The organism is Aquidulcibacter sp. (genome assembly GCF_020253525.1).
In the GTDB taxonomy this organism is placed as follows: domain Bacteria; phylum Pseudomonadota; class Alphaproteobacteria; order Caulobacterales; family Aquidulcibacteraceae; genus Aquidulcibacter.
Window position 1 is genome coordinate 23045 of the sequence record NZ_JADCBK010000038.1, and the last position, 11638, is coordinate 34682.

Here is an 11638-nt window from a genome sequence, read left to right on the forward strand (position 1 = left end):
CTCACTTTCCACACCAAGCCAGCCACATGGCTGCTGTCCAAGAAAAGTCTGGTCCACCAGACCCCGCACCCGTCTCTGGGCTGAAGCTTTCATAAAAGCCTGAGAGCTCGATCAGCTTACGAGAATCGGTGCGAATGCGTTCGGCCCAATCGTCATGGCCTGCTTCGGCAAGACCTTGGGCGACCATATAGCTAACCACCAGCCAGATCGGCCCACGCCAATAACGCTTGTGATCATAGGCGCGGCTTCCAGCTTCCAAGCTGGGTACCAGATAGGTCGCGCTTTTGGTCATGCGCTCTAACGCGGCGATCAGGCGTTGCCTTTGTGCCTGCGTTCCCACCCCGGCATAAAAGGCGAGGAAACTGGCATTGGTCACAAGGCCAGAACTTTCACCCGTGACCACATCGCGCGAGCAATAGGCCCCAACGCCCTCATACCAAAGCCAGTCCATTCCCGCTTCTGATAGAGCGATACGGGCCTCCAGCTCTGCCACCACTTCGGTATCGTGTAGTGCGCGCGCCAAGACCAAAAGGTCGCGATTGGCGCGCAATAATTCCATCGACATACCCACATCCAGCATGCGGAAGGGGCCATGGTCGGCGATTTCGCGGTGGTTCCAGCCAGACGTGCGGCCAAACTGCAGGATGGCGACATAGCGGTCATACTCCACAGCGGTAGGCCGCATAGCCGCATCCACATGGCCCGTATCGCGGCGCTGATAGGTGCCGACGCCGGACGTATCGACACGTGCGAGCGCGTCATCCCATTCACTGCTATTGTCTCTGCCCGTCTCCCAATTATGGGTCACCATCACAAGGCCATTGCCCAAAGGATCGCGATAGGTGTGGAACCAGCGATGGCTTTTGACGCAGGCCTGATAGAGCGCGATCATGCGCGGATTGGTGGGGTCTGCGCCCTCATCTTCCCAGAGTTTGCGCACGATGGTCGCCAAAACAGGGGGTTGGGTAATGCCCGAGGTGGGCGGGGTTTTCCCGGTCGCCCACACAGAAGGCCCTGGAAAATAGCCCGGATCATCCTTGTGAAAGATGATATGGGGGATCATGCCATCTTCCCATTGGCCCGAGACCAAAGTCTCAATTTCTTGCCACGCGCGATCGCGATCAAACTCAGCAAAGCCTAAAGCCACGAATGCCGAGTCCCAATTCCATTGATAGGGATAAAGCCCATGGGTTGGCACGGTATAGCCGCCGCGATCATTGCGGCGCAGAATCTCTTGGGCGGTTTGAGACAGGTCTTGCGTCACGTGGAAGCTCCTTCAATGGCAATCAGGCGAATATCATTCACATTGGTTCGGGTCGGCCCAGTCATAATCAGCCCACCAAATCGCTCGACGAGGGGGTAGGTCCGGTTTGAGTCTAGGGCGTGGAGGGCTTCATCTTGGGGCACCCAAGAGGCGTGCAAATAGCCCCCGGCATTATCCTGCGTCCCATCAATGCCATCGGTGTCGCCAGCCAAAGCTTCAATCTTGGCCGTGCGCGGCAAGGCCGACATGAGGCCCACTAAATATTCAAGATTTGGCCCACCCTGCCCATCCTTGCGGGCTTTGGTGACCGTCAATTCCCCGCCTGAAATCATCAGGTGCCGACCGGGCGAGCGGGCAACTAATTGGGCGCGCAACGCATGGGCTTTGCCACAGCTTGCGGCATCACCCGTCAAGGCTTTGCCCGCGTCAATAATGTTCCAGCCATCGGCTCTGGCGCGGGCCTCAACGGCGGCCAAGGCGTCGCCATTGGTGGCGATGACTTTGACGGGATGGGTGGGAACTGGGCTCGGCTCATTGGCGAGGATGGCTGCACGAACAGCCTCTGGAACATCGACACTGGCTGCTCGCAAAACCGACAAAGCGCCGTCAGGATAAAACGTTGAGGCGATGCTGGGGCCAGATGCAACCAAGGCAGGATCATCGCCCGCCACATCGGAAATCACATAGGTGTAAAGCTCTGCCCCGCGGGCACCGGCAAGTGCGGCCAGGCGCCCACCCTTAACCCGGGACAAGTGACGGCGCACCAGATTAATGTCCTGAATGGGTGCACCCGAGCGCACCAAGGCATCGGTCATGGCCTGCTTTTCTGCCAAACTAATGCCGTCAGCGGGCGCACATAAAAGCGCCGAACCACCGCCCGAGGCCAGAAAGATCACGCGGTCATCAGGGCCAGCGGTCGCAGCCAAGTCCAGCATCTTGGTGCCAGCTTGCAGGCTGTAATCATCGGGAACAGGATGGCGGGCCTCGATCAGCTCAATGCCCGTCTGGCTGAGATCCACACCATGGCCATGCCGCGTGACAGCAAGCCCCGTGATCGGCCCGTCTAGGGTTTCGGCCGCAACCAAAGCCATCTCAGCGGCAGCTTTTCCATAGGCCAAAACATAGGTTTTGCCCTTGACCAACCCCTTAGGCAGGGCCGGCGGCAAGGCAAGACGAGGACTTGCGGCAGCAATCGCGGCAGCAAAATAGTCGGTCAGGACGGTGCGATAGGTCATGATGCGTGCTCCTCCCCAGCCAAAAGCCATAAGGCTTCCATCAAGGAAGCGGTTGGAAGGAAAACGTGCAAGGCCTGACTTGCGCCCTGCCCTGCACGTCTTGGATTGGCAGCTTTAGAAGCTGTAGGTTACGCGTGCCATGATGCGGCGCGGCAGAACCGGACGGCCGACGAAGAAAGCACCATTCGCCGCTTGGTTATTGTCCTGCCGGGGCGAGCCTTCAGTCACAGCATCCTCATCCAAGAGGTTATAGACATTGAGGCTGAAGCGCGCGCTTTGGTTGCCGATTGGCAGGGTATAGCCCATATCCAAATTCACGATGTTCCACTCATCCAACAAAATTGTGTTGCTGGAGGCGGTATAGTTGGACCCGGTGAAATTGGTGAAGAGTGAGGCGTCCCACTTGCCGTCATCATAATAGAGGCCAGCATTATACAAGAAGCCTGGCTGACGCTCGACATCCTTGCCAATCAGAGCCGTATTGGAATCAAACGCGCTATATTGGTTCGATTGCAAAGTCATGTTGCCGCTGAAGCGCAAGTTCGAGGTGATCTTGTAATCAATCGTGCCTTCGACAGCATAGGATTCAGTCCCGACCAGATTGACCCGCTCGATGAAACCACCCGCACCATCATTGACGAACAAGACTTGGCGGCGATTGTCCAAGCTGGTCGCAAGACCTGCGAGTGTCAAAGACACGCGCTTCATATTCATCTTCAGACCGATTTCGCCCTGATTGATGATTTCGGCTTTGAAAGACGAAGGCTGGAACAGAGAGTTGAACGACACCGAACGCAATTCTGGGAAGAAATAGCCGCGCGAGAAGTTCGCATAGAGGCTGACCCGGTCGGTTGCCTTATAGAGACCGCCAATAGCCCCTGCCCACTCGGTGGTGGAGACTTTGCCCTTGGTGAACGCACCATTGCCCCAGATGACATCGCGCAAAGCGGTCGACAAATTGGCTGTGGTGGAATCGGTCACTACGACAGAGGTCCGTTCGCGGCTGATATTGCCGGTAAGCTTCTCAACCCGGAAACCAATATCGAGGTTGAATTTCTCGCCAATCTTAATCTGGTCTGCAAAATAGCCGGCATAGCGCTCGGCTTCATGGCGGTTGTTCACATAACCAGCACCGGCGTTCAAAAGACCATTGCGCGATACGATGGTTTGGGTCGCGCCATTGGTAACGACCAAATTCACCAAGCGAGGGCGGTTGTTCAGCTCGGCCAGATACGTGGTGGTGACGTTATAATCATCCGCACTCGCATTGCCGTAGAACGCACCCAGCGTAATGCTGTGATCCAAAGCCCCAGTCACAAACCCTTTGGTCAGATTGATCTCAGCGGTGAAGTCTTCTGCTGGACGCACGCGATCGGTGAAGCGGTTGGCGAACAAAAGCGCGTTGGCCGCAACTGTTCCCCCACCAACATAGGTGAAGTTCGCATTGGCGGTGCTACCAAGGCCACGATTGGTCAAGAAGCTTTGCAGGGTTTCGGGCACGTTGATTACGCCGTCACCGTCAGAGAACAGACCGAATTTATGCTTGTAGTCGCTGTATTTAACTTTGCCATTGGCCGCCCAGCCAGAATCGCCAAAGCTTTTGTCAAAGGACAGAGCGATCAGGCCACCGGTGGTTGCCACACCATCGTTAATCTCAGAGACGAAATTCCCGGTCGGGGTCCTGAAACCGAGGCTAGGCCCGAAATCATTCTGAACCGAATTCACGATCTGACCGTCATTGCCAACCAAGCGCTCACGCGTGGCACCATTCAGAGGAATGGGCAGATAGAATTGCGCTTGATCGTCGATATATTGACCCGACAAGGTGACCGAACCGCTGCCATCGCCAAAGCGATAGTCGAGATTGCCACGAATCTGGCCACCGACCGTGTCCAAATTGGTGTCCAATGGCCCCTTATCGCTGCGATAGAAGCCAGAGACGGAATAGAACAGGTTCTCGCTGATTGGGCCGCTGACAGCAAAATCGCCCCGGACCCGGCCTTCTTCGGCCACTTCGACTTGGGCAACGCCCTGATAGGTGTCGCCACCCTTCTTGCTGATATAGTTGATCAGACCCGCAACCGAGCCTGGGCCAAACAGGTTGGACACACCACCGCGCACAAATTCCAGGCGCTGAACGCCCAAATCGTTGCGGTAATAGACGTCATAGGCAGACGAGTTCAGGCCAAAGCTCGAAAGGACGGTGATGCCGTCATACATGAGGGGCGTGAATTGGTATTGGCCGCCCGATGGCAGACCTTTGACGAAAATATTGGCCGCAACTTCACCACCGCCACCATCAGCTTTGATGGTTGGGACAGAGTTCAAGATATCGGCTTGGCCGCCCGAGGACAGACGCGACAGGCTTTGTGCGTTCAATTGGGTTACGGCCAAGGGCGTGTCTAAAGCCACACGGCTGCGGCTGGTACCCGTCACGATCACGACGTCAACTTCCTTCTCCGGCTCGGAGGCAGTCGACTGAGTCTGGGTTTGGTTTTGGGCCCAAGCCATCGGTGCAAAGGCGAAAAGCGACACGCTGCCCAAAGCGATCGCCAGTTTTGACGTTGATTTCATAGTTTCTCTCCCCGTCGTTGGGTTTCCGCAAAGACCCCAACTGTTCATGAATGTTTTAAGACTAGCAGGAATATAACTTATGACAAGTATTATTCAGCGGTTGGTGAGTTGCACTCCGAGAAACTTCGGGCCAAACTGTCGGGCATGATCTCAAAGTTCCTGCCTCGCGACCAATTTGAGCTGCCTTCGGACAGCGAAATGGCGATTTTGAGCCATATTTTGCGCAACAAGGGTGCGGCGCAGCCCGACATCGTGTCGGCAACGGATTTGTCACAGCAGACTGTTTCGCGCCTGGTCAATGGTCTGTTGGCGCGGGGTGCGGTTCAATTGGGCGGGCGCATCCCCAATGGCAAGCGCGGTCAGCCACGGCTAAAACTCGAGATCGCCCCAAGCTATGCCTATTCGCTGGGTGTCGCGCTGATGACCGATGCTATGTCCGTTCTATTGATGGATTTTGCCGGACAAGTCGTCGACTATCATTATGTCGAAATGCCCAAAATGAGCCGCAGCGCCGTGTTTGCTCAATTGGACGAAACCGTAAGCGGATTTTTGGACCGCCACCCCCGCGCGAAGGACCGCTTGTTTGGGGTGGGGATTGGGATATCGGGCTATAGTTTGGATGGACGGGCCCGCTACAACCCGCCAACCGCGCTCGACGATTGGGCGATGGTGGATATTGATCGGCTGTTTACTGAAGCCTTGGGTCTACCTGCTTGGGTGGAGAATGATGGCAATGCAGCAGCCATCGGGGAAAGCCTATTGGGCGTCGGTCGGCGCTATGCCAATTTCGTCTATGTGTTCATCGCCGCCGGTATCGGTGGCGGCGTGATCTCCAACCATCAGCTTTTGCGCGGCATGCATGGCAATGGGGGCGAGATCGGCTTGATCCTTCCGCGCAATATGTTTGAGCTGCCCACGCTCGAGACCCTTCTGGCGTCGATCCGCGACAAGGGGATCGACGTCTCCAGCATTTCAGAAATGCTGGCGCGCTTTGATGCAAGTTGGCCGGGCGTGGACGAGTGGATCGAGCGGTCACGCGACCCCTTATCCTTGATCGCCTCCTCAATTGCTGCCCTTTTGGACCCCGAGGCAATCGTCCTTGGGGGACGGCTTCCAGCTGAGCTTTCAGAAAAGATCATTCCGATGATCGAACTTTATGATGATGCGCGGCGGGAGGAGCCTCGGCCATTGCCCAAGCTCCTCCTGTCTGAAACCCAAGTCGATGCCTGCGCGATTGGCGCGGCGATGTTGCCGCTTGAGAAGCAATTCTTCGCCAGCATGGTGTGAGCGCGTTCTGGCTATTTTGGGCACGCGCCTAACCGTTTGCCACTCACTTTAGTCTCGATGATGCGCCGCAAGAATTGAGCGCGCCCAACAACCATAAAGTCCTCATCGGCAAAATTGCCCTGCCAGCTTGTCACCATCGTGCCAAAGGGCATGGCACAGCGGGTTTCAAAGCGGATCCAATCGCCTTCAATTACGACATTTTGGGTCTGGCATTTTACCGCCTCCCGCCCTGGCGGCGGCTCAGGCTTAAACGGGGCCATAGCGTCGGTCTGGAGGTTGGCGTCCGAATAGCAGGCGGTACGGGTTTGGATCTGATCGGCATCGGGGCCCATATTCATACTTTGGCTCACCTGCCATTGGCCTGCCATGAGATGCGGGACCATCTGGGTTGTTGGCGGGGGCGTCACAGGTGCAGCTGCCATTAGGAACAGGAGCGTTGGAATGGCCAAGCTCGCTTGAAGGCGCGGCTTGGAAAAAGAGAAAGCAAACATGGTTCAGGCCTTTCCTATAAAGACCTTCAAAGCTTAGCGCAGAGCCCAAAGCCTTGGGTGACAAGCTCTGGCGTCTGGGCCCAAGATTGTGACAATCTGTGACAAGGCAATTGAATCTGGGGGCAATCTGGGGTGAAGGGGGGAATATGACGTCACGACTTGGAACCCGCTGCCATGATCACCCCTGAGACCCCCCACATTTTGATTGTGGATGATCATCGCGAAATTCGAGACAGCCTCGGCGCCTTTTTGCGTCGCCATGGTCGGCGGGTTACCACCGCGGAGTCTGTCGCGGCTGCGCGCGAAGCCATGAAGGTCAATCGGTTTGATCTGATCGTACTCGACATCATGATGCCGGGCGAAGATGGCCTGTCCTTTTGTAAATCCCTCATTCCCAGCCAGTCGCCACCGGTCATTTTGATCTCGGCGCGCGGCGAAGATGTGGACCGCATTGTCGGGCTGGAAATTGGGGCCGATGACTATTTGCCCAAACCCTTTAACCCACGTGAGCTTCTGGCGCGGATTGATGCGGTTATCCGACGCGCCGTTCAGCCGCCGCGGGGCAGCGTCACGGGCAGTATGAAAAAGGCGCAGTTTGGCGATTGGTCTTTCAGTCCGACCCAATTTCGCCTGCAGCGTGAGGGAGAAGCCCATCTCCTTCTGTCTTCGACCGAGGCGCGCTTGTTGCAAGTCCTCGTGCAACGACCCGGCATTGCCTTCTCACGCGACCAATTGCTGGACCTCTCCAGCGTGCACGGGCTTGATATCAGCGAGCGGGCGATCGACACCCAAATCTCGCGCCTTCGAAAGAAGCTCGGCGACGATCCAAAAAACCCGCGCTTCATCCAAACCATCTGGGGCGGCGGTTATGTCTTCGCGGAGGCCGTAACATGGTCGGACGAAAACTAGTTGGCTCCACGCTGGCGATGCAGGTCGGGGGGCTCGCCATTCTGGCGGTCATCCTCTCCAATATTCTCACGGTGGTCTTCTTCTTTGGTGACCGCAATGAAATCATCCGCACCATCGTCGATGTTGAAACCACGGCCCGCTTAACCCCCATTGTTGCTGCTTTAGAGCGGGGTGAAGCCCTGCGCTTGGACGAAACCTTTAGCGTTCGCCCCGCAGATGGATGGCAAGCCAAGCCCGAGGTTTGGCAAGAAGCGCCTATGCTGGCCGATCAGATCAAGGCCTCGGCGGGGGCAAAAGATTTGCGTGTCTTTATTCCCCGGATTTCAACCTTCACATTCAGCGACTTGTTTCAGCAAGTGCAGCGTGGTGGGCCGGAAGTCGCCGCTATTGTCCGGCCGCAAGACCAAGCGCCGCTCCTCATCCTGGTTCGTATTCAACCGGATTTGCCGCCCCCCTTGGCGGCCCTGATTGCGACCCTCATCTCTGGCATATTGATCACCTTTGGGACCAGCTTTCTGATCGGGCGGATGACCCAGCCCTTAACAAAGCTTGCGGCAGCATCCGAACGTATCGGCCAGAGCGCGCAGATTGAGACGGTGCCGGTGCGCGGACCTTTAGAATTGCGTATTGCGGCAGGGGCCTTCAACCGTATGGCGCAGCGGATCGGCCAATTGCTGGACCGCCAACGAGCCACGCTCTGGGCCTTGGGTCATGATTTGCGCACGCCTGTGACTGCCATGCGCATCCGGCTGGAACTGGTCGAAGATGAGGAGTCGCGCAACCGCTTGCGGGAATCGGTGCGGGAGATTGAGCGCGTTGTCGAAGACGCGCTGTTTCTAGCGCGCAGTGAGTTGGCCGCCCCACCCACTCAGCTTGCAAGCCTTGATGAGCTTGTTGAAAAGGCGGTCGCAGGACTCAAGGAGGCTGATCCCAGCGCCGCAAGCCGGCTGACCGTGGTCGGGGATGGGCAGGCCAAAATCCTTGCAAGGCCAAATGATGTGGTGCGCGCAATCCGCAATCTGGTCCATAATGCCTTGCGCCATACCTCTGGCCCTGTCCACGTCAAAGTTTCGGCAGACCCGCGACCTGTCGTTGAGATTGGAGATTGGGGGCGAGGCCTCCCGCCAGAAGTCTTGCAATCCCCCGGCGAGCCTTTTGTGCGCGGAGACCAAGCGCGCAGCGCCGATGGCAGTACTGGCCTTGGCCTTGCCATCGTCCGCTCGATTGCCGAAGGCCACAAAGCCCAGTTCGTCGCGGAGAACCGCATGGGCGAAAGCGGCACCATCATGCGCCTCCTATTTGATCCGCGCTGAGGCCCAAAACAGCGGTGACACAGTTTGTCACACTTAAACAAAGCCTTGACGCACATCGCCCAAGGGCTTGATTTAAAGACAAGACCATTCCTCCCCCTAAGAAAAAAGAGATGGTCTGATGAAACTTGCAACCTCCCTCGCCTCAACGGCACTTTGCGTGTCGTTAGGCCTCCCAAACTTAAGCGCGGCACAATCAACGCCCGCGGTCCCACAGGCAGACCCTGCGATGGAAGTCGTGGTTGTGCGCGGATCGCGCCTGCCCGAAAGCGTGCCGGGCGATGTTAAGCCAGAGCTGGTGGTGGGCACATTTGAAATACGCACCACGGGTGCCACCACACTCCCCGAACTTTTGGTAACCCTCCTCCCCCAAACCCAAAGCGGCGTCCGCAGGGGCGATAACAAGCCGATCCTGTTGGTGAACGGCCGACGGGTAGCAGACTTTAGTGAAATCCGCGCCATCCCTGTCCGTGCGATCCGTCGGGTCGAAGTTTATCCTGAAGACGTCGCGCTGCGCTACGGCTTCCCGGCAGATCAGAAGGTCGTCAATCTGATCCTGTTCGGCAAGTTCTCAATTACCGGCATTACGGGAGGCATCGGCCAATCTGCAGACGCAGAACGCGAGACTTATGATGTGGTGCTCGACAGCACCAAGATCGATACAAATGGCCGGTCGGTCTATAGCTTTGATGCGCAAAAGGCCTCTGGCGTCAGCGAGGAGGATTTAGGGCTGTCCTTATCCCCCGGCGGAATACCCAGTATACGGAGTATCCTGCCTGAGACGGAGACCTATCGCTTTTCCGGTGCCATTGGTCGCACAGTTGGGCGTTTAGGCGAGCAAGGCTATGCGACCTTGGGCGTCGACGCTCAATCTGAAACAAGCCAATCCATCCTGTCGCGGGCGTCAACCGGTGCCCAATTGGCGCGCGATTACGAGGCGACCAAGGCAAAAGCTTCCGTAACCCTTGAAGGGATCGTCAAGGATCGCCGCTGGAATACGATTGTTTCGGCTTATTCGGAAGATGAAGCCACACGCACAGACCGGGCGGACGGCCGCGCGCGCGACCGCACAAATCAACAACTCAAAGGCGCGTCATTCGACGGCACCTTGGCAGGGCCCGTGCCCGGTCTACCGGCTGGAACCGGTGCCTTTAATGTGCGAACTCAGGCCTCCACCGAAAAGCTTGAGTCGGATTATCAACGCGGCTTGCAGGCTGGAGCTGAAGACATCGACCGCACGAAACTGGAGTTAAGTGGCAGTTTCACCATTCCCCTCGCCAGTCGCAAAACAGCTGGAAACCCGTTAGGAGATGTCTCCCTCACCCTCAATGGGGCACTTGCCAGCAGCAGCGACTTTGGGGGCTCGGGCGGATGGGGTACTGGTCTCAACTGGTCGCCTAATACGGAACTTCAGATCACCACACGCTATAGCACCAGCGAAAAGCTTCCCACGCTGGAGCAATTGGGCGGACCCCAAACCAACATTCCTTCTGCCTCGGTATATGATGCCCGAACGGGCCAGAGCGTGCGGCTGGACGAGACGCGCGGCGGCAATGGCACCCTTCTGCCAGAGCAGCAACGGGACTTTATCTTGGGCGCGACCTTCGCACCGCTTCAGATTGAAGGCCTCAACCTGTCTTTGACCTATGCGCGCAACAAGACCGAGGATTATATCGGCAGTATCGGGGTGAATACGCGCGCTGCGGAGACGGCCTTCTCCAGCCGCTATCAGCGCACTAGTGCCGGAACCTTAATTGGGCAGGACACACGCGCCCTCAATCTCGGGGACCGTGAGACCGAGACCCTCAGCTTTGGCCTGTCTTACAGCCGCAACTTTGGCCAAGCCCCGCAGTTCTTGCGGGACATTGTCGCGAAAGTTCAAAAAGCACAGGAGGAAAACCCAGACGCCACCACTTTGCCCGGCGGCCTGCCACCTGGCATTACGCCCCCGCCCGGGTTCAAACCACCGCCCGGGGGCACACCACCTGATTTCAACCAACTCATGCAGGCAGCCAAAATTCCCGGTGGGCGTTGGAATATCGGTCTCAACTATGCCTATACGCTCGATGACACCCTCATTTTAAAGAATAGTGGCGTGAAGCTTGATTTGCTGGAGGGCGACGCACTCGACACCGAGATGGGGCACAGGCATCAACTGACGCTCGATGGCGGGCTCAATTATCGTGGGATTGGTGGACGTCTCGCAGCCGTCTGGAAGGGCGAAAGCGAAATCGCAACCGGGTATGGTGCAGAACGTCTCTTTGTCGAGGATCAGGCGACCTTAGACCTCTCACTATTCGCCTCAACTGATCTGATGCCACAGCTCAATATGGCTGTCCCCTTCTTGAACGGGGCGCAAGTGCGGTTCGAAATCAACAATCTAACCGATAGTGCGCGGAAGGTCACCAATTCGGCAGGCCTCGTGCCAACGGCCTACCAAAGCGCACTCCTTGAACCAGAAGGCCGCAGCTTTAAGCTCAGCTTGAAGAAGCAGTTTTAGTCGGCGACCCGTGCCTCAGTGCCCGAACAGGGCACTGAGGTTGGCTGATCGACAAGCCAATTGACGCC

At 57.2% G+C, this 11638-nt stretch carries 8 protein-coding genes; 4 read left to right on the forward strand and 4 right to left on the reverse strand.

Annotated features, from left to right (window positions below; all coding sequences use genetic code 11):
* Window position 1: 1 nt before the first annotated feature.
* From IOB61_RS05310 to IOB61_RS05320, 3 genes are all read right to left on the reverse strand, one after another.
* Window positions 2-1264 carry a trehalase family glycosidase gene (locus tag IOB61_RS05310; RefSeq protein ID WP_290813266.1) on the reverse strand — a complete coding sequence of 421 codons (1263 nt, stop codon included), beginning with the start codon at window positions 1262-1264 and terminating at the stop codon, window positions 2-4.
* Window positions 1261-2499, reverse strand: a complete 1239-nt coding sequence (locus tag IOB61_RS05315; protein ID WP_290813278.1) for a DUF4147 domain-containing protein — start codon at window positions 2497-2499, stop codon at window positions 1261-1263. The genes IOB61_RS05310 and IOB61_RS05315 overlap by 4 nt, the downstream gene beginning before the upstream one ends.
* 114 nt (window positions 2500-2613) lie before the next feature.
* The gene (locus IOB61_RS05320) at window positions 2614-5073 is read right to left on the reverse strand and encodes a TonB-dependent receptor (RefSeq protein ID WP_290813291.1); all 2460 of its coding nucleotides are present in this window, start codon (window positions 5071-5073) and stop codon (window positions 2614-2616) included.
* A gap of 144 nt (window positions 5074-5217) precedes the next feature.
* Here IOB61_RS05320 and IOB61_RS05325 point away from each other — a divergent pair, with 144 nt between their 5' ends.
* Window positions 5218-6360 (forward strand): ROK family transcriptional regulator, encoded by a 1143-nt coding sequence (locus tag IOB61_RS05325; RefSeq protein ID WP_290813303.1) that lies wholly within the window; start codon window positions 5218-5220, stop codon window positions 6358-6360.
* Window positions 6361-6371: 11 nt separating this feature from the next.
* Here the strand turns inward: IOB61_RS05325 and IOB61_RS05330 are convergent, their stop codons facing one another.
* The gene (locus IOB61_RS05330; protein ID WP_290813306.1) at window positions 6372-6851 is read right to left on the reverse strand and encodes a DUF3617 family protein; all 480 of its coding nucleotides are present in this window, start codon (window positions 6849-6851) and stop codon (window positions 6372-6374) included.
* Window positions 6852-7025: 174 nt separating this feature from the next.
* On the opposite strand from IOB61_RS05330, the gene IOB61_RS05335 reads away from it, so the two are divergent.
* The 3 genes from IOB61_RS05335 (at window position 7026) to IOB61_RS05345 (ending at window position 11570) form a co-directional block, all read left to right on the forward strand.
* Entirely contained in the window at window positions 7026-7760 is a 735-nt protein-coding gene (locus tag IOB61_RS05335) for a response regulator (protein ID WP_290813309.1), read from the forward strand.
* Complete coding sequence (locus IOB61_RS05340; RefSeq protein WP_290813312.1) at window positions 7742-9073, forward strand: HAMP domain-containing sensor histidine kinase; 1332 nt, start codon at window positions 7742-7744, stop codon at window positions 9071-9073. The genes IOB61_RS05335 and IOB61_RS05340 overlap by 19 nt, the downstream gene beginning before the upstream one ends.
* Before the next feature lie 118 nt (window positions 9074-9191).
* Complete coding sequence (locus IOB61_RS05345) at window positions 9192-11570, forward strand: TonB-dependent receptor (RefSeq protein WP_290813315.1); 2379 nt, start codon at window positions 9192-9194, stop codon at window positions 11568-11570.
* Window positions 11571-11638: the final 68 nt, after the last annotated feature.